The organism is Galbibacter sp., from assembly GCF_035306585.1.
Classification (GTDB): domain Bacteria; phylum Bacteroidota; class Bacteroidia; order Flavobacteriales; family Flavobacteriaceae; genus Galbibacter.
On record NZ_DATGNU010000050.1, the window covers coordinates 15,090 to 35,287 of the forward strand.

Here is a 20,198-nt window from a genome sequence, read left to right on the forward strand (position 1 = left end):
CATTTATTAAACACTTAAAATCCAACATTATGAATGACAATAGAAGAAATTTTTTAAAAATAGGATCCCTTGCTGGTTTAGGAATCGCCAGTGGGAGTGTTCTTGCTGCTTGTCAAACAAAGACTGAAAACAATACAATTGCAGCAGCTACTTCAGCCTCTAATGGGCGAGAAAACAAAGGCCAGATCTTTAATATGTCTGGATATAAAGCACCTAAATTAGACAAGGTTCGAATTGGATTTGTCGGTTTAGGTATGCGTGGACCGCATGCTGTTCAACGTATGAGCTATATCGAAGGTGTAGAGATTAAAGCACTTTGCGATATCCGTCCAAAACAATTGGATAAGGTTTTACAAACCCTAGAAGGTACTGCTCACAAACCTGATTTATATTCTGATGGTCCAGATGCATGGAAAAAAATGTTCGATCGTGATGATATTGACCTTCTGTACATAGCGACTCCTTGGGATTTGCACACCCCTATGGCTGTTTATGGAATGGAAGCTGGAAAACACGTCGCGGTAGAAGTTCCTGCAGCGAAAACTATAGAAGAATGCTGGCAGTTAGTCGAAACCTCTGAACGTACTAAAAAACATTGTATGATGCTTGAGAACTGCTGCTATGACTTCTTTGAACTGCTTACCTTAAATATGGCCAGACAGGGATATTTCGGAGAAATCATCCACGGAGAAGGTGCTTACATTCACGACCTTGTGGATCTAAACTTCAATAAAGAAAATGGCTATGAAAGCATGTGGCGTCTTAAAGAAAATATCGGTAGAAACGGAAATTTATATGCCACTCATGGATTAGGTCCTATTTGTCAGATCATGAATGTAAACAGAGGGGATCAAATGGATTACTTAACTTCACTTTCTTCAAATGACTTCAGTATGCATCAGCGTGCTGTAGAACTTGCAAAGGAAGATAGCTTCTATCAAGATTATACCGGTGCTGACTTCCGCGGTAATATGAATACCACTATGGTGAAAACGAAAAAGGGAAGAAGCATTATGATTCAACATGATGTTAGTTCACCTCGTCCTTATTCAAGGATTCACTTAGTGAGCGGTACCGAGGCTATGGCCAGAAAATGGCCTTCCCCACAGCGCATTGCCAAAGGTCACAGCTGGTTAAAGGAAGACCAAATGCAAGAAGTGGAAGAAAAATACACTCCTGAGATCATTAAAAAAGTTGGTGCACTGGCTAAACAAGTTGGTGGCCATGGAGGCATGGATTTTATCATGGATTGGAGACTAATCGACTGTCTAAGAAATGGTTTAGCACTTGATCAGGATGTATATGATGCAGCACTATGGAGTGCGATTTCTCCTCTTAGTGAGCAATCGGTTGCCAATAGAGCGCAATCAATTGATGTGCCTGATTTCACACGAGGTGCCTGGAAAACCAATGCTCCAGTAGATATTAGTCTTCAAGGAGCCGGTAACACCAACGTGCTTTTAAGAAAATAATCACAGCTTCTATATCATTTTACTAATACATATGACCGATTATTTCGGTCATATGCTTTTTTGTCATACATTTAGAATTTAATTATTATTTTTACACTTACAAACCGTAAAAGTTCTATAGGCTGTGCGGGGAATAAATTAAAAATCGCTAAATCACCCAAAATGAAAATGAAAAAGACCGCTCAGAGAAGATCGTTCATTCTTCAAAAACTCGATGAAGTAGGCCAAGTAAATGTAAATGAGTTAAGTGAACTTCTAGGAGTGAGTGAGGTCACAATCCGCAATGACCTGGATAAATTAGAAAAAAACAACTTGTTGATCCGTGCTCATGGCGGGGCATTTAAAACCAACAATTTAGCACTGACCGTTACAGAGAAAAAACGAATCAATCACGATATCAAAAGAATAATTGGTAAAAAAGCGGCATCCTTAATCAAGGAGGATGATAGCATCATATTGGATTCTGGTACCACTACCTTTGAGATCGGAAACAATTTAAGTCATTTTAAAAGGCTTACCGTAATTAGTAATGCCCTTGATATTGTCAATAATCTTGCCAATTATAAGAACCTTGAAGTCTTCATGCCTGGAGGTTATTTAAAAGAATTTTCCATGTCCTTGGTCGGGCCGATGGCGGAGCGTAATTTCAAACAACTCTATTGTAACAAACTCTTTCTAGGAGTGGACGGCATTAAACCTAACCTGGGCATCTTCACTCATTATATGGAAGAAGCTTACCTTAACCAGATCATGATAGAGATCGCAGAAGAAGTGATCGTTGTTTCTGATTCTTCAAAATTTACCCGAAGTGGCTTTGCTTTTATCAGCAATTTTGATAAGATCGATAAGTTAATTACCGATGAGAAGATCGATGAGGAAACAATCGAGATTCTTCAAAAGAAAAATGTTGAAGTAATTATAGCCAAGTCGTAAATCGAGTCTCAGTAGTAAAGCTGTGGCTGCGGGTTTTCGAACTTTTGTTAAAATTTAAAGAACTTACACACTAGGTGGGGTGGTTTTAATTTTGGACGTAAACCGTCGGAAACTCATCGAATATCAGGGAAGATTTTATCTGGGAAGTACAGCAATCTATGTCCCTTCTTTTATAGCTTGAGTAAAATAAAAAATGACCAGTAATTCGGTGGGAGTGGTTACTCGAGAAAGAAACCCCGTTAAATCAGTGTAAATCCCTACAACCAAATTGAGAATGAGAACGCGAATACCTGGATAGGAACTACCTGTGTAGTTGTAACGGCTCTCCCTACCGAGCGTTACTGGTTTTAAAGCTTGGGAAAAATCAGTACATAGTACATTTTTGAAACTTCTACCCATAGTAAGACCATAGGTAGAAATGGGAAAATCGAGCAAGGCGATTATTAAGAAAAATTGAGTGTAGAAATCCTTGTCAACACACTTTTTTTGCATAATTTTGGATGTTGTTTTAATAAAACGTTCGTTTTGTTAATTCCTACGGCTCTCTGTCACCTGTCAAATGCACAGAGGGCCTATTTCTTCTTTTTAATGACTTATTCTATCCCATTCCCACGCTATATTTTTAGGTTATATTATAATTATTTTTTTTACTTTATTAATCGAAAATCTCTCATGGAACTGAAGTGAAAATAAAGCGATTAGCAAGGTTTTAGTCCATGGGGAAAACCAAGTCAATTACATTTATTTTTACTATCACCAATGGTGTTATATTCAAAAGAAAGCTATATCTCAAGAGAAAGGTTCCCGTATGTATCCTAAACACATACATCCTACTAAGTGAACTAAAGACTGGGTTCACTTTAATTAACTACTAAATTGGCTTTTTGGGTTTCTTAATATTCAACCTGTCAAATACTGACACCCTTAAACTATAAATAGAATATAAGGACCAATTTAATAAAGGTTGTGCAATGGTTGGTTGCTCTTTCATTTTAAATTTTTCAAATGAAAAGATCTAAATATTCAAAAAATGCTATTTAATCAAAAGGATAAATCACTGATATCTATCCAAACACTTAATTGTCAGCTAATATATAAAAATATTCTTAATTCGGATTACAATCCGAGAGAGAATTTTTACAAAATTGTTTTTATCTGGAAATAATCAATAAAAACAATAAACTACCATCATTGTACTTGTGTTGGTTGCTTGTCTTGGACATACTTACCTACAATATAGTCGGTTACTGGTTTTAAGTCTTTACCGTTTTCTGGATGTAGACCCCTTGAGGAGAAAAATTGTACGGAATCCCTACCAACTTTGTAATAGTATGACTCCCCTACTTTTACTTCGCTGCTAGGAATCATTTTCATGTTTTCATATAATTTTAAATCAAATCCAATAATTTGTCCCGCCTTTTCAATATTTAAACTTAACTCACATGAAATCTTTTCATAGTGCGTGTTTTTCCAAATCATACATTCCGGATCTGGTGGATAGTCATCTATAAAAATAATATAACTGAACAACGAACAGACCATTAAAATCAGTACTGCAATTATACTACGTTGTGAGATACTTATTTTGGTGAACTTAGTAGCCTTCAAATCAAAAGATAGTTGCTTGTCTGTTTGGCCATGATTTAATAAGAAGTCTTTATAATCCTGATAGCCTAAATACTGACTCATAGCATTTAAAAGTGTAGGTTTTGGAGTTGCTTTCTCCTGCTGAGATTCTTCCACATACTTTTGATGTAATCTTGCAAAGGAGCGCGAGGAAGTCCCATCATAACATTTGAAATCATCTCTGAATCTTTGCTCCAGGTAATTACAACATCCGTAAATTGAAGTTTGACCTGATTCTTCTTTTGCTTTTATAAATATCTCTTTAATTAGATATTTTATTGGAGAATCCATAATTTTTAAAATATTGAAATTTGGGTAGAATCATTTTCTCTTAGAGGCTAAAATATATAAATATCGTAAAACATTATTACGGTAATCCTCAATTTAACTTGTTGTAATGCATTACCTTTCATTGGAATTTTAAATTTTATTGCTTGGTTTTGAGGAAACCCGCATGTTATAACAAAACCAATGTTTTAATTTTGAATTATTCTTTCTTCTCTTGGGGAGAAAGGTTGGTTTTTAAATTAAATTACAATTAGATGTTTAAAAAAGTTTTAATTGCCGAGGACATAGATACAATCAATCTTGGATTGATTGATGAGTTGAATAAGCACTTTGATTTCGAAATCCATCATGCCAAGTATTGTGATGATGCTGTTTTAAAATTTAAAAAAGCTTTGCTAGAAAACCAACCTTACGATCTGCTTATTTCTGATCTTTCTTTTAGGCAAGACCACAGAGATTGTAAAATCAATTCTGGTGAGGAACTAGCCAAAACAATTTTAGCCTTGCAACCAGAGATAAAGATTATTATCTACTCTATTGATGATCGGCCTCAAAAAATAAGGGCGCTCCTTAAAAACCCCGGAGTGAACGGGTATATATGTAAAGGTAGAGAAAGTTCTAAAGAACTAATCAGCACTATAGAAAACCTTCAGGAGAATGACACTTACTTGTCTGCGGAACTGGTACGAGTATTAAACCAAGAGCCTGTATATGAGATTCAAGACTACGACATCACTCTTTTAAAAGAGTTATCCTATGGTCATAATCAAGATGTCATCTCCAAAAACTTAAAAGCTAAGGGCATTCACCCATCAAGTGTGAGTAGTATTGAGAAACGAATTAATAAATTAAAGATTTATTTTAAAGCTAAAAATACGGTTCATCTCATCTCACAAGTGAAAGATTTTGGATTGATTTAGGCAAAGGAAAGTTTGCGTTACGGAATTCCGCAATAAGTTTCTCTGGGATTAAAGTAATTTTACCACCACAATGATAATTGCTGTTATTATTGAATCATTTTTTTGATGGTGAGGGTCAGTTAGCCCTGCGTTATTCAACGCAGGGTTTTTTTATAACCGCTCGATTTGGAGGTTTTTTGGTGGCGTTCACTTTTTTCCAATTGTTGAATATAGCCTTGGACAGTCATTCCTGTTCGTGATTTAAAAGCTCGTGTAAATCGGGAAATGCTCCCAAAGTTTAACAACTCGGTTAAATTTGAATAATTATAGTGACGAATTTGTTTCTTATCACTGAGTAATCGCGTAAGCTCATCAACTTTTAAATCATTTATATACGAGGTAAAAGTCTTATTGTAAGCATCTTTAATGATCATGGAAAGGTATTTAGAATTGGTATTAAACTTAATGGCCAAAGCACCAAGATTAACATCGTCTAAGTAGTCCTTTTGTTGCTCAAATTTCTTGAGATTATGGAGAATTGCTTCGCGGGTATCAGGAGGAACATTTTGATCAGAATCGGAATCTTCTTGGAGTTGAATTTCCTCGGATAAATGGTATTGCTTCTGAGAAAATTTTGATTGCTTCCATCGCCATAATATATAACCTAATAATAGGGTCACAAGTAATGTCAAAAGAAACCCATATTGTTTTAGCCTTGTTGATTTTTCGTATAGCTTATTTTTTTCGACTTCAAGTTTGGCCAAGTTATACTCTTTGTATACAGTGGAAGAAAGCTCCTTATACTTGTTGTGAATTACGCTGTCGGCTGCAATTAATCGTTGACTATAGAAACTTTGCCGTTCTTGATTATTTTCTTTGGCATAATAATCAATCAAATGCTTATAGGCTTGGATAAACTGTGGGTTGATGTAATTCTTAAGTGAAAAGGTGCTATCCATGTCTTGAAAATACGATATGGCCGCATCGAATCGTCCCATTTCCCATAAGCTCAATCCAATATGTACCCTGGTGGAGGTTTCATTGGCGAAATCCCTTTTTCTCTCCATCTCTGGTAGTACATCACAGAGTATCTTAATGGCCTGGTGGTATGATTTTAAATGATAAGCGTTGACCCCTTGCAAGAGTAAAAAGTAAGGATCCATTGATTGATTGCCTATTTCCATACCTGTTTCAAGACCCAATGAACAAAAATCATTACTCAACGAATAATTACCCAAATTACTATGACACAAAGCAACTGAATGCAAGGTGTTTAAATAAGGACGCGGATAGCTATTCACATAAAATTCCAAACAATCATTAAAGAGCACCAACGCTTCTTGATAATCCCCTAAATACTGTTTAATGTGAGCAATATTATATTTTATTTTATAGCGTAAATAGCGCGATTCTTTAGCATTGGAGACCAACGTATTCGCTTTTAGATAATTATCCAGCGCCAAGGAGTACATAGTCCTTCTATAAAACACTACTCCTTTGGTTAAATAGGACTTAGCTAAAAGGAGGCTGTCTTTGGATTTCTCGGCAGTTAAAACCATGCTATCGGCATAAGACAATCGTTTATGCTCTGGTGAATTATGTAATAAATTCTTATACCCTGCAACAATTTTTTCAAAATGCTTATGATACTTTGCTTTTTGAAGATAAGCGTTCAAATAGCGCGTTCTATTTGAAGAATCCCTTTCCTTTTTATATGCGTTCAACAATTGACTATAACTAAAAGATACTAATGAATCTGAAGAACTTTTTTCTGGACCTTGAGCCAATAGCAATTGTCCCATTAGCATGGAGGCGATACATATCCATTTACTCATCACATGGTTAATATTGGTTGGTATTAGGGCATTTGATCAATGAGAAGACTATTCGCTTTCTCTAGGTGTTCCACACTAAAATACAAAAAATCAAGTTAATGAAGTTGGAGCAAGAGGGAAATGAAGTGTTTTGATTTAATTTAGAACTCTACATAGGCCATAGAGTAATTTTTTTAAAATTAGCACATAAAATCAGGATAAAACAGTGAACAGGCTCGGTCATTTTCTGAAAATGACCATTTGAAATGGTATCACGAACTTTTTCAAAACCCTATGATACAAGTATATAATTTAATTTTTTATATCTGTAAAAAACCTTTTATCCAACTTTTTTTCATCTTTAAAAAAGCTTTTAGAACTCTTTCCCTCTATTCGGTCAAATTCTGAATATGACCGACCTACATCTTGTCTAATAAAAAAACTGCTTTTAAGTTTGTTTCACATTTAAAAGAAAGTGTACTGCTGACTGGGCAGTGGCTTAAAGGTTCTGATTATCCGGGTAAGATGAACTGAATAAATCATTCAAGAACTCTTAATTAATCAAAATGAAAACTCTTAAAAATTTATGTGTGATTATGGCTATTGTACTATATAGCTGTAACACTTCTGATGACCTTACGTTAGATTTAAAAGAATTAGCAACCGAGACAGGAAAGGAAAAATTTACAGGGAATAATCCCTTCGAACAAATCGGGTCATACTATCAAAGAATGTTGGCTATCTCTGACCTTGAAAATGACCTGGAGTTCATAGACATCTACAATCAACTCAACCAAGCGCTCTTAACACAAAATATTACATTAAAGCGTTCAAACTTTAAACCTAACCCCACAGAAATTCCAAATGATTTGGCGGCGGATAAAGCATCCCTTTTAGAGTTGATCAAAAATGCTGCGTTAAATGAATCCGCTAAAACAAGTTTGTATAGATTTATGGAAGATCTTTTGAAATATAATGGAGATTCTCGTGATTTTGTATTGAGACAGGTGAACAATTACGAATTAGAAACCATTAATAACATCTCCCTTACCAGTTATGATCGACAAGTAATCCTCACTTTTATCACCTTGGTTAAAAGTTCTCCTAGTCATAATAATGCTTATATCCAACAAGCCAATGAGGATGAGGATGAAGATGAATTGGAGGATCAGGATTGGGATATCACTATTGGTGAAACATGTATGTATCTCAATATTTCACTCAGCGAAACGGTTCACGAAATGGCACAGGCCATGCACAAAAGTTTTAAAGGCTTTAAGACATCCCCTAAATCTTAAGAATCGGATTCCTGCAAATTAGTACCGGTTCACACCCTATAGACAATCTGAAAAAAGGAATTATCAAATTCCTTTTTTCTAGATTGTTTGGTTTGACCCCTAGAAAGAAAAGGACACTACTTACTGATGGAAAACATCACTTATATCAAAAAAACCATCAAAGACAAAGGTTATGATTAAGAAATTGAAAAACACATGGAAGTTGAGCGCATTAAAAAACACCGGCTACAATCTTCCCAAGTCACCTTGAGTAACCTATTATTATAAATTAACCAACATTTGCCGAAACCTTTATTATGGCTAAAAATTATCCTTTATACTGGTTGGACAACTTCATAAACAATACTTTACACCCTGAAAATTTATCCAAGGATTCACTTCTAAAAATTTGTTCTGATAACACCCAAAGACAAATCAAGCTTGAAGTGTCCTCTATCAAAACCAAGATTAAAGACCGTACCTTTTCGATGCAAAAGGAACCTCAGCTACGCCTGTATATTAACAACCTATATCGATCATTGGAGGTATTGCTTTCTCAGTTGGAACAGTATAAGAAATTCAAAGAATATCAAGACCCTATTCCAATAAAGATCCTTGACAACTTGCATTATGAAATCACTGGTCTTTGCAGCTTCATTGACCTTTGGTATCCGAACTACCTTCATAAAACAGAAACTTCCTCCCTGGGAAAGGAGCAGGGTTATTCGAGAAAGTTTTCTGAAAAAATTAAATGCAACCTCACAGGTGATCAAGCTGCTTTGGTTCTACGTGCAGCAGATGATTCAAAATTTCTAGTGGCGCGTTCTATGCGCAGTGTTTTTAGGGCGATTGTCCCCTATCTCTCTACTACACAACGCAAAAATCTATCTTATGATTCATTAAGATTAAAAGCCTATATCATCTCAGATAAGGATAAAGAAATAGCCATTAAAAGATTAAAGTTAATGATAAAGAAAATTGAAAGCTACTAATTAACAATTAGTTACAACTTTTTTAGCAGGGTACAACTAAAAGTTGTACTTGTGCTGAAGGAAATGATAATGTTTCTTTGTTAAAAAGATTTCACATCCCTGAAAACTGAATGTCGGATGATTAAATGCAACTATTATGTTTACAGGAATTACGTGGGAAGAATTTTGGGGCACAATTACATTATTTATATTATCGTACTCCAACACAGTGTTATGCTGGTTGTATTTAGATTGCTTGAGAGTGCATTTTAAACCAAGATTATTTTCTACAAATCAAACATTAGAAAAACGTGAATACGATCATCTTATAACCAAAGAATTCCCCGAGAAGGTCAACAAACTAATTGTTGATCTAAAACAAGGCATTGCTCACAGTTTCAACAAGGTCTACAACCGTGAGCAGTCACTTAAGAACAGAGCAAAGAATTTAGCTAACGATGCTTCTTTAAGGGAATCTACTTTTAGAGGTCAGATTGATCAAACTATTATTAACCAATGTAAAAGGTACGGTTCAGTAGGTTTTCGCAATGCAGAATTGAAGGGCTTGTGGAATGCGAAGACTTTATATGCCGTGCCCTAAGCGAAGGTGTCTCCTTTTATTTCTCCTCTAATACTCTTTAATTATTTATCGAGGGAGACACACTTCGCTTTTTTTTCATTAATCACTTAAATTATCGACTTATGAAACTCGCCATCCTCACTGGAAGAGCTATCAAAATCTTTCGCTCATATTTCCTCATCCTAAGCTTTCAATTCACTGTTTCTCAAGACAGTGTCGCTGGGATCAATGTCGCCAATCAGACCATATCTGCCCATTCAAGAGCAAATCACTTCACGAAACAGACTATTGATGACTTTCTAAAGGAAACGGTATCACAGCAGCCCCTCGCTGTAAAAGCACATTTTAATATCCTTGCCAGGACTGATAATCCTGATGCATATCAAGATTTAAAGTCCAAGGAAAGTACGGTAGTTCGTAAAATGGATGCCACGCCAAATATTGAAGGCCCTGGTGCACCTCAACCATTTTGGGCGGGAATTCAAGGAAACGAAGCCAACTTCCCGTATAATGAAACCTTACTTAGCTTCCTTGAACCATGTTGTAGTTTTCTCAACTTTGAAACCATTCAAAAGTCTTCCACCAGTCCTATTGGTATGCGATTAGGAGAACGACTTTATGGAAGGCCACTTAAAGTGGATATTAGTGATGAGTCTCTTAAAAAAGGCCCTTGCGTTAACCGTAATAAATTCATCTTAGGCGCCTCTGGAAGCGGTAAATCATTTTTCACCAATCATGTGCTCCACAGCTATCACCAACAAGGTTCGCCTATTCTATTAATCGATGTAAGACATAGCTATCAAGGACTTTGCAAGCTGTTAAAAGGGTGTTATTTTACCTATGATAGTTCAGATCCCTTTTGTTTCAACCCGTTTCTTATTGCTAATTACACCGAAGTTTCAAAGGATAAAAAGGAAAGTCTTAAGACCTTAATGCTGGCTCTGTGGAAAAACTATGGTCAAAGCTATAGCAGAAATGAGGGCATCACTTTGTCCAATGGCATTGTGCAAGCAAGTGCACGAAATACCTTAACCTACAAAGTAAATTCCTCGGTAAACAGCAGCTCACAACAGCTGTACAACAACGCCCTTAGTTTGATCGCACTTCGGGGAGTGAATACCTCGAGTAATTGGGAAAAATTATCCTATGGGCAAAGCGCGAGTGATTCGTATCAAGATTCCTATTTAAAAGATAAAATTCAAAATCAGAACTGATGTTTCAAAAGCTCAAAGATAAAGATAATGCCTATAAAGAGATTCGTAGAATTTCCATTATAGCTATTTGTGCTAGTGCTATAATAGGTATTGTAGCCCAGGGATTTAACTATGCGAAATTAAAACAAGTGCAAAACCAAATATATGTACTAGCCGACGGGAAGGTAATGCAGGCTTATGCCTCGAGTAGAGCAGCCAATATTCCTGTGGAAGCTAAAGACCATATTCGAAATTTTCACTTTTATTTCTTTAACCTAGATCCTGATGATACTCAAATCAAAAAGAACATTGGAAAAGCACTTTACTTAGCGGATAATTCAGTAAAAAAAGCCCATGATAATTTAATCCAACAAGGTTTTTATACCCAAGTCATTAGCAGTAATACAAGTCAACGAATCACCATTGACAGCATTGCATTAAACTTGGATAAACAACCTTATAAGTTTAAGTGTTTTGCCATACAAGAACTCATACAAACTAGCGGTACAGTTACTCGAACCCTGATCACTGCTGGACAATTAAAGACCATCTCGAGAAGTGAAAAAAATGCGCACGGTTTTTTGATAGAAAACTGGAGAGTCCTTCAAAACAATGACATCAAAACCCTCAATGGCAACCGCCCTTAAAGGAGAAGAAAAACTATTATTTATATAACCTAAAGCACAAACACAATAATTTTTTAAATCATTAACATATGCAACACAAGATCACCACAACCAAACAAAGAATTTTACTCCTGAGCCCCTTACCACTGGTTTTATTTGCCCCCTTAGTATTTTGGATACAAGGCGCAGGACAGCCTTCTGCAATCTCTGAGCTTAATATGCTAGAGAATTTTAATCCCCAAATGCCCATTGCAAACCCAAACCGCACTGCCCTGGAGAATAAGGTTAGCTATTATAAAGAAGCAGATGCTAAAAAACTGACCTGGAACACGATACCTTATCGCGGTTCTAAAAAAAGTGATATTTTAAAGAAATCGAACCTTTCGCTTCATATTGCTTCAGAATATGATATTGCCAAAACGTCGAAAGTGCTAAAGCAGGACATGACTGAAAACAAGCAACAACTGCACTGCAAACTCCAAACACTTAAGCAGTTGGTATCACAAAATGAGCCCAGCCTTCTTCTACGGACAAATCAAGATCAAAACCTTCATCCAAATCCAACCTCAACTAAGGTTCCAGAGCGATTGGAAGAACTAATGGGTCAGCTCTCCAGTCCACAAACAAAGGATCGAGAACTCACCCGACTCAAAGGAGTATTAGAAACGGTCTTAGATATCCAGCACACCAGAAGGGTGACAAAACCATTAGCCGATTCAAAAAATAAAAAACAAACTCCTTTTAAATGCATTACCGATTAAATACGAATTAAAACAATCAACCATAAATTTTTAAATCATGAAAGAAAAAAATGTAAGTTACCTGAAAGACCAAATTAAATATACCGGATTTGGAGAACATCTATCTGACCAATTATCACAAAAAATTAAGCAGCAACTAGAGACCTTTACCCTAGAATATCAGACAACCTATGGTCAAAGTTCCATCGAAGTTGAATTGTACTTTAGCAAGTCTTTGACGCGAGATATGTATTTTTTTAATGCCTATGTGGTAAATCTTAAAGGTCCCGCTGGTAGGATGACCCAAACATTTTACATCAACAAAGGAAATAATTTCACTCTAAAGGAAGCTTATAATTTGATGAGTGGTCGTGCCGTGTGTAAAGTCTTTAAAAACAAAGAAGGAAAAAAGTATACATGTTGGGTCCAATTAGATCCCTTTACTACTACACCAAACGGCAACTACAAAATGGCGTACTACCACGAAAATTACGGATACAACTTGGAATTCACCATGTCCAAATATCCTATTTTGGAAATGGGTCTCGAAGAATTTAAAGACAGTATTATAACCTCGCTCGAAAAAGGTAATATGCAAATGGTAACCTTTGCTATTGACGGAAAAGAAGAAATTAGATTTATTGAAGCAAACCCAAAATTCAAATCAATTACTATTTACAATGAAAGCATGCAGAAACAATTCTACCCAGCAGAATCGTCTAAGATTAAAGAAGTGGCTGAAGAGACAACATCTCAAGAAGAAAAAACGCAAACAGCGGATCAAACAAAGAAGAAGGGGAAGGTCCTAACCAATTTAGAGAAAACAGTTCCAGAAACCCCTCCAAACCTATCTGAAAACCAGCATAGAAAACGTAAAAAAAGACCCCGGATCACTAGAAAGATGTGAGACTTTCTACATTTTATATTTTATGTTCCCATTCCTTGGGACTTAGAAACTAAGGAATGGGCTTTAGAAGTAAACTCCTCACAACATATTTCACCCTATTTACTTCCAAGATTCAACTAAATTATCCCGCATGAGCCTTTTTGATCATAAGTAATTAATTTAAAAACATAAATTTTCATTACATTTGGGATTGAAATATTCCTAACGGAATCGGTTGCATTAAAGTTAGTATCTTTTTAGCTTGAAGTAATATGCCATTCCAGAAGTTATATTTAAAAACAGACAGCTAGCTATAATATTATTTGATCACACCAAACCACAGAAATCGACGGCACAGGGGCATCTTACACCTTGGTTGGATGGTTCATTATTAGGATTGATCATCAAGCAGGCTATTTTGTAACCAAAGAAAAAGATTTACAAGTGAAAAAAGAGATTACCATATACGACCTGGCCAAAGAACTCAATTACTCGCCCTCCACAATCTCCCGAGCACTTAACAATCACAAAAGCATTAGCCCTAAAACTATTAAAAAAGTTAAAGAGCAGGCGGAAAAAATGGGTTATCGGCCCAATACGCTGGCTGCTGGACTGAGGAATAATAAGAGTAATACCATTGGAATCTCCATCTCAAGAATTAATAGACACTTCATATCTTCCATGATAAGTGGTATTGAGGAAACTGCAAGAAAGGCTGGATTTAATGTCATTATAAGCCAGAGTGATGATAAGTATGAGAACGAGGTCAGCAATCTAAAAGCACTCTACGACAGTAGAATCAGTGGCCTTATTGTTTCCCTTTCTATGGAAACGGTTAATATGGACCATTTCAAGCCTTTTATAAATCAAGGTATTCCACTTGTTTTTGTAGACAGGGTCCCTCAGGGGTTTAACACCTACAAGGTTGTTATCGATAACTATAGTGCCGGGTACAATGCTACAAAACATCTCATTGATAAAGGATGTAAACGCATTGCCCACTTTGCAGGTGCACAACATCGCAATGTATATGAAGAACGCAAAAAAGGGTATCTGGATGCTTTAAAAGAGCACCAGATCCCAGTGGATGAACAGCTAATTATTCACTTTAAAACCTTGAGTTTTGAAGAAGGTGAAAAAGCTACTAATAAATTGCTCAAATTACCTAACCCCCCTGATGGCATTTTCTCAGCCAATGACACAGCGGGCGTCAGCGCTATTTTATGCGCCAAGAAAAAAGGTATTAAGATACCTGAAGAACTGGCCATCATAGGATTTAATGACGATCCCATCTCTTCCATTGTAGAGCCAGCGCTTTCCACTATGTCCCATCCTGCTATGAAAATGGGGAAAATTGCAGCAAAACGGATCCTAAACCATTCTTCCAAAAATCACGATGAAGAAGTTTCTGAAATTACTGTGCTGAGCACTGAGATCATCCAACGCGCCTCTACCGATAGGAAGTAATCTAAAAAAAAGATGTTTTCGAATTCAACATTTTTTTAAAAGATGAATAATTTAACGCAATCGGTTGCATAAATATTTGGTTTATTTAAGAATATTCCCTTATTTTACTGTTTAAATATAGTTAACTGACCAAAAACAATCGATTTCAACATGAAAATAATAAAAATGCTACACCAAAGGCATGTTTTAATATTCTTATTACTATTGGGATATTATACAACGGCCTTATCACAAAGTGGTTATGGCCTTTGGTTAGATTATAAAAAAGTGAGTAACGCTGCTATTTTAAGCCAATACCAGAAACAAATTCAATCAGTTTATTTTCCTGGGGAAAGCGAAACCTTAGATCGAGCGAGAGAGGAGCTAGAATTAGGGCTCAACACTTTACTTGGAACCCGTGTTAATTTCTCTTCTACAGATTCAAATAAGGCATCACTGACCGTGGCTAAGTTTGATGATCTAACTCCAAAAACGCAAAAGAAATTCGGAAAGATCGAAATTGCTTCTCAGGGGTACTACATAGGCCATGATGATGGAAATATCATCATTACCGCCAAAGAGGATATCGGGATTTTATATGGGGTTTTTAACTTTATAAGACTACTTCAAACCGAGCAACCCCTCGAAAATTTAGCATTGTTAGATGCTCCAAAAATAGATTTGAGAATATTAAACCACTGGGACAACTTAGACGGCACCATCGAACGTGGTTATGCTGGTAAATCGCTTTGGAAATGGCAAAAGTTACCGACTTATATCGACCAACGTTACATTGATTATGCAAGAGCAAATGCTTCTGTGGGCATCAATGGCACAGTACTTACCAATGTAAATGCCAACGCCTGGGTTTTAACACCGAGCTATATCGAGAAAGTAGCTGCCTTAGCTGATACGTTTCGTCCTTATGGCATTAAGGTCTATCTGACTGCCCGTTTTTCCGCCCCTATTGAAATAGGCGGTTTATCAACGGCTGATCCTTTAGACCCGAAGGTCCAACAGTGGTGGAAAACCAAAGTAGAGCATATTTATAGCAAAATACCAGACTTTGGTGGATTTTTAGTGAAAGCTAATTCGGAAGGACAACCAGGCCCTCAGAACTACGGTCGCACCCATGTGGATGGTGCCAACATGATGGCTGATGCACTAGCTCCGCACCATGGTGTGGTATTATGGCGCGCCTTCGTATATTCCGAACACGATGCCACTGATAGAGCTAAACAAGCCTATGCGGAATTTGTCCCTATGGACGGGAAGTTTAAAGAAAACGTTATTTTACAGGTTAAAAATGGTGCTATTGACTTTCAACCAAGAGAACCATTCCACCCCATTTTTGGTGCCATGCCTAAGACTGCTCTTGCCATGGAATTCCAAATTACCCAAGAGTATTTAGGGTTTAGTACTCATTTGGTATTCTTGCCAAAACTCTATCAGGAGGTACTACAGGCAGACACCTATCAACAAGGCAAAGGGTCCTTGGTGGCCAAGGTGATCGATGGAAGTTTGGATAACCATTCCATATCAGCAATTTCAGGGGTTTCCAACATAGGGAGCGACCTAAACTGGACGGGGCATCCTTTTGCCCAGGCCAACTGGTATGGATATGGTCGATTAGCTTGGGATCCTTATCTGGATTCAGCAACCATCGCTGAGGAATGGTTAAGATCTACCTATTCCAATTGTGAGAACTTCGTAGCACCAATGACAAGGTTGTTAATAACCTCAAGAGAAGCGGTTGTAAATTACATGACACCCTTAGGGCTACATCATATAATGGATACAGACCACCATTATGGACCAGGACCTTGGGTATCTGAATTACCAAGGCCTGAATGGAATCCTACTTACTACCACAAAGCGGACGCAAGCGGTATTGGGTTTGATAGAACCAAACAAGGAAGTGATGCCATCTCGCAATATGCCGATCCAGTTGCAAAAAAATTTGGGCAACTGGACCAGGTTCCTGATAAACTATTATTATGGTTCCATCACCTACCATGGGATTACAAGTTATCTAATGGACATACCCTTTGGAATTCCATTGGACTGCACTATCAAAAAGGCGTAGATCAAGTTAGAGAAATGCAAAAAGTATGGGCGCAAATGACACCATATGTGGAGCCCCTTGACCATAAGCAAGTGAGCATGCTTTTAAACATACAACTCCAAGAGGCCATTTGGTGGAAGGATGCGTGTATGTCTTACTTCCATGAGCATTCTAAATTACCCTTTCCAAAAGGCATGGAAAAACCAAAACATTCTTTGAAATACTACAAATCTTTAAAACATCCATACGCCCCAGGAATATAAATCTTTGGGCACTATAATTAAACATATAGAATGAATAATAGAATTGCAATTATAACAGGGGGCAATGCAGGGCTCGGATTTGCTACGGCTAAAAAGTTCTGTGGAAACGGGATCACTACTTATGTAATTGGACGCAACCCAGAAAAAACAAAAAAAGCTTGCCAGGAGCTCGGAATCAATGCACGCCCTGTGGTTTTTGATTTAAACAACCTTGAAAAGATTCCAGAGCTTGTCAGTGATATCATAAGAGAAGCAGGAGGTGTTGATATCTTGGTAAACAATGCAGGAATTAATATGAAAAAAGAATTTTGGGAGGTCACCGATCAGGAGTTTCATCAGATCATCCATAGCAATGTTCTAAGCGTGTTTGCCATCAGTAGGGAGGTTGTCAAACAAATGAAAGAGCAACAATCTGGAAATATCATTAACATCAGTTCTATGGCTGCGCAATATGGCATTCCAAAAGTCATTGCATATACGGCGAGTAAAACAGCTGTTGAAGGCATGACTCGTGCCATGGCTGTAGACCTTTCCCAATATGGTATTCGAATCAATTGTGTGGCTCCAGGATTTATAAAGACTAATATGTCGTCCAAGGCCTTAGATAGTGATCCAGAACGCAAAAGGAAAGTACTCTCACGAACACCCATGGGAACACTTGGAGAACCAGAGAATGTTGCCGATGCGATTTATTACCTGGTGAGTGAACAGGCCAAATACACCAATGGGGTCGTATTACCTGTGGACGGAGGAAACAGTATTGGATTTTAATTTACGTAAAAAAATAATCGTATGTATAAAATGCAACAGACCATGCGTTGGTTTGGCCCACAAGACAGCACCACACTAGCGGATATCCGTCAGGGTGGAGCGCAAGGTGTTGTCACAGCCCTTCACCAAATTCCAACTGGAGAAGTTTGGACTGTAGAAGCTATTTTAGAGCGAAAAGAACACATCGAACAAGCAGGCTTACAGTGGAGTGTGGTAGAGAGTCTTCCAGTGCACCCTGATATTCAAAAAAGAACAGGAAACTATCAAGCTTATATCGACAACTATAAGCAAAGTATTAAAAATCTTGCTCAGGTTGGGATAAAGATCGTCACCTATAATTTTATGCCCGTACTGGACTGGGTTCGCACCGATCACCATTATCAGAATCAGGATGGTAGTTTAGCCCTTGGTTATCACCGATTGTATTTTATTTACTTTGATGTTTTCTTATTAAAAAGACCTGGGGCGGAAAAGCAATATTCGCCTCAAGAAGTACTACAGGCAAAAAAGCTTGGGGCCTCTCTTAGTGAACAGGAACGTAAGCAGGTGCTTGACAATGTACTTTTAGGTCTGCCAGGGAGTTCAGAAAATTTCACAGCCGAAAATCTTTTAGCGCTACTCCATGGATTTAAGGATATCACCGCCGAGGATCTAAAAAGCAATCTTATTGAATTTTTAAAACAAGTGGTTCCAGTAGCGCAAGCCACTGGAGTTGTGCTAGCCATACACCCTGACGATCCGCCATTTTCAGTACTCGGCTTGCCAAGGGTGGTCAGCACTGAGAAAGATCTCGAGGATATTTTTAGTGCCGTTCCATCGAAGAGCAACGGGCTATGTTATTGTACAGGCTCCTTGGGTGCCATCGCCGAAAATGATTTAATTGGCATCATCGATCGATTTGGTGATCGCATCCATTTTCTTCACCTTCGAAATGTTCAAAGAGACGGAGTCCATATTTTCAGGGAGTCTGCTCATCTTCAAGGCTCCAATCCCATTAATGCTATTATGGAAAAACTGGTCCTTTTAATGCAAAAGCGCCAAGTATCCATTGCGATGCGGCCAGATCATGGTTTCTTGCACGATCGAGACAAGCACATTGCGCATTATCCTGGGTATTCGCTCTTAGGAAGACTCAAAGGTCTTGCCGAACTTAGGGGACTTGAACAAGGCATCTTATATCATTTAAATCGCTCATAATAAAGAAAAACATGAAACCGACCAATCTAGTAAAACAACTACTGCTATTTACCTTGATACTGGGGTGTTTCTTTGGTGTTTGCAGTTGTGAAACCAACAACCCGAAGCAAGACAAAACCGCGTTTGTCACCTTAAAACAAGCCTATCAAGATTATTTTCCTATTGGAGTCGCCGTGAGCCCTTCCAATCTTAAAGACAGTCTCGAGCGAGCCTTAATTCTAGCGCAATTCTCAAGTATCACTGCAGAGAATGTAATGAAGGCTGGTCCGATTCACCCTGAGATCGATCGCTATAATTGGGAACAAGCAGACCAAGTAGCCAATTTTGCCAGAGCGCACAACCTAAAATTACGAGGTCACGCACTTATTTGGCACCAACAATATCCAACATGGTTCTTTAAAGACCAACAAGGAAATCAAATTTCCAAAGACACCTTGTATGCAAGAATGCGCTCGCACATCCATACCGTTATGAATCGCTATAAGGATGTGATCTACGCTTGGGATGTGGTTAATGAGGCTGTAAGTGATTCGGTCCATAAAACATACAGAGAATCCTCCCCTTTTTACCAAATAGCTGGAAAAGAATATTTGGTCAAAGCTTTCGAATTCGCCAAAGAAGCGGATCCAGAGGCCTTGTTATATTACAACGATTACAATGCCGTTCAGCCTAGTAAAGTCAATCGTATCGAAAGCTTGCTTGAGGATTTGCTTCAGGCAGGCGCCCCAATTGACGGAGTAGGTATTCAAGGCCATTGGTCAATTTATGAACCTTCTAAAGAAGAACTAACCAGCGCTTTAGACCTTTACAGTTCCTTAGGTTTAGATATTCAAATTACAGAACTTGATATTTCCCTTTATCGATGGGAAAAACACCAAAGACCTCTTAGAGAAGGAGAAAACCAAGGTTTCACTGCTTCACTTGAGCAAAAACAAATCGCCCAATATGAGTCCATCTTCGAGGTTTTTAGAAACTACAAAGAGGTCATAACAGGGGTGACCTTTTGGAATTTATCGGATCGCTATTCCTGGCTTGATCACTACCCAGTGGAAGGACGAAAAAACTATCCTTTATTGTTTGACACCATACTTCAACCCAAAAAAGTCTACCATAAGGTTGTCAACTTTAACCAAAAATAGTGTTTAACACCC

Annotated in this window: 18 protein-coding genes; 15 read left to right on the forward strand and 3 right to left on the reverse strand. The window is 37.5% G+C overall.

Annotation, left to right across the window (positions count from 1 at the left end; genetic code table 11):
- Nucleotides 1-29: 29 nt before the first annotated feature.
- Nucleotides 30-1,472 carry a Gfo/Idh/MocA family protein gene (locus VKY50_RS05845; protein ID WP_324299819.1) on the forward strand — a complete coding sequence of 481 codons (1,443 nt, stop codon included), beginning with the start codon at nt 30-32 and terminating at the stop codon, nt 1,470-1,472.
- A 162-nt stretch (nt 1,473-1,634) separates the two neighbouring features.
- Entirely contained in the window at nt 1,635-2,405 is a 771-nt protein-coding gene (gene agaR, locus VKY50_RS05850; RefSeq protein WP_324299822.1) for a transcriptional repressor AgaR, read from the forward strand.
- A gap of 156 nt (nt 2,406-2,561) precedes the next feature.
- On the opposite strand, the gene VKY50_RS05855 is transcribed toward agaR, so the two are convergent.
- Both VKY50_RS05855 and VKY50_RS05860 read right to left on the reverse strand, forming a co-directional pair.
- Complete coding sequence (locus VKY50_RS05855; protein WP_324299823.1) at nt 2,562-2,897, reverse strand: hypothetical protein; 336 nt, start codon at nt 2,895-2,897, stop codon at nt 2,562-2,564.
- A 696-nt stretch (nt 2,898-3,593) separates the two neighbouring features.
- Complete coding sequence (locus VKY50_RS05860; protein WP_324299825.1) at nt 3,594-4,322, reverse strand: hypothetical protein; 729 nt, start codon at nt 4,320-4,322, stop codon at nt 3,594-3,596.
- 251 nt (nt 4,323-4,573) lie between these two features.
- Here VKY50_RS05860 and VKY50_RS05865 point away from each other — a divergent pair, with 251 nt between their 5' ends.
- Nucleotides 4,574-5,239 (forward strand): response regulator, encoded by a 666-nt coding sequence (locus VKY50_RS05865; RefSeq protein ID WP_324299827.1) that lies wholly within the window; start codon nt 4,574-4,576, stop codon nt 5,237-5,239.
- A 134-nt stretch (nt 5,240-5,373) separates the two neighbouring features.
- On the opposite strand, the gene VKY50_RS05870 is transcribed toward VKY50_RS05865, so the two are convergent.
- Entirely contained in the window at nt 5,374-7,053 is a 1,680-nt protein-coding gene (locus VKY50_RS05870) for a helix-turn-helix domain-containing protein (protein ID WP_324299829.1), read from the reverse strand.
- Nucleotides 7,054-7,598: 545 nt separating this feature from the next.
- On the opposite strand from VKY50_RS05870, the gene VKY50_RS05875 reads away from it, so the two are divergent.
- The 12 genes from VKY50_RS05875 (at nt 7,599) to VKY50_RS05930 (ending at nt 20,186) form a co-directional block, all read left to right on the forward strand.
- Entirely contained in the window at nt 7,599-8,330 is a 732-nt protein-coding gene (locus VKY50_RS05875) for a hypothetical protein (protein WP_324299831.1), read from the forward strand.
- 296 nt (nt 8,331-8,626) lie between these two features.
- A complete protein-coding gene (locus tag VKY50_RS05880; RefSeq protein ID WP_324299833.1) occupies nt 8,627-9,301 on the forward strand; it encodes a hypothetical protein in 675 nt (224 codons plus the stop codon).
- Nucleotides 9,302-9,437: 136 nt separating this feature from the next.
- Nucleotides 9,438-9,881, forward strand: a complete 444-nt coding sequence (locus tag VKY50_RS05885; RefSeq protein ID WP_324299835.1) for a hypothetical protein — start codon at nt 9,438-9,440, stop codon at nt 9,879-9,881.
- Nucleotides 9,882-9,982: 101 nt separating this feature from the next.
- Nucleotides 9,983-11,074, forward strand: a complete 1,092-nt coding sequence (locus tag VKY50_RS05890; protein WP_324299837.1) for a TraG/VirB4 family ATPase — start codon at nt 9,983-9,985, stop codon at nt 11,072-11,074.
- Nucleotides 11,074-11,700 (forward strand): conjugative transposon protein TraK, encoded by a 627-nt coding sequence (gene traK / locus VKY50_RS05895; protein ID WP_324299838.1) that lies wholly within the window; start codon nt 11,074-11,076, stop codon nt 11,698-11,700. The genes VKY50_RS05890 and traK overlap by 1 nt, the downstream gene beginning before the upstream one ends.
- Nucleotides 11,701-11,768: 68 nt before the next feature.
- Nucleotides 11,769-12,440, forward strand: a complete 672-nt coding sequence (locus VKY50_RS05900) for a hypothetical protein (RefSeq protein ID WP_324299841.1) — start codon at nt 11,769-11,771, stop codon at nt 12,438-12,440.
- A gap of 37 nt (nt 12,441-12,477) precedes the next feature.
- Nucleotides 12,478-13,326: a hypothetical protein gene (locus tag VKY50_RS05905; RefSeq protein WP_324299843.1), complete on the forward strand. Its 849-nt coding sequence runs from the start codon at nt 12,478-12,480 to the stop codon at nt 13,324-13,326.
- Between the two features lie 423 nt (nt 13,327-13,749).
- The gene (locus VKY50_RS05910; RefSeq protein WP_324299846.1) at nt 13,750-14,772 is read left to right on the forward strand and encodes a LacI family DNA-binding transcriptional regulator; all 1,023 of its coding nucleotides are present in this window, start codon (nt 13,750-13,752) and stop codon (nt 14,770-14,772) included.
- Nucleotides 14,773-14,922: 150 nt separating this feature from the next.
- Nucleotides 14,923-17,079 carry an alpha-glucuronidase family glycosyl hydrolase gene (locus tag VKY50_RS05915; protein ID WP_324299848.1) on the forward strand — a complete coding sequence of 719 codons (2,157 nt, stop codon included), beginning with the start codon at nt 14,923-14,925 and terminating at the stop codon, nt 17,077-17,079.
- A 30-nt stretch (nt 17,080-17,109) separates the two neighbouring features.
- The gene (locus VKY50_RS05920) at nt 17,110-17,850 is read left to right on the forward strand and encodes an SDR family NAD(P)-dependent oxidoreductase (protein ID WP_324299850.1); all 741 of its coding nucleotides are present in this window, start codon (nt 17,110-17,112) and stop codon (nt 17,848-17,850) included.
- A gap of 21 nt (nt 17,851-17,871) precedes the next feature.
- On the forward strand, nt 17,872-19,047 hold the full coding sequence (gene uxuA, locus VKY50_RS05925) for a mannonate dehydratase (RefSeq protein ID WP_324299852.1): 1,176 nt from the start codon (nt 17,872-17,874) through the stop codon (nt 19,045-19,047).
- A gap of 11 nt (nt 19,048-19,058) precedes the next feature.
- A complete protein-coding gene (locus VKY50_RS05930; RefSeq protein ID WP_324299853.1) occupies nt 19,059-20,186 on the forward strand; it encodes an endo-1,4-beta-xylanase in 1,128 nt (375 codons plus the stop codon).
- Nucleotides 20,187-20,198: the final 12 nt, after the last annotated feature.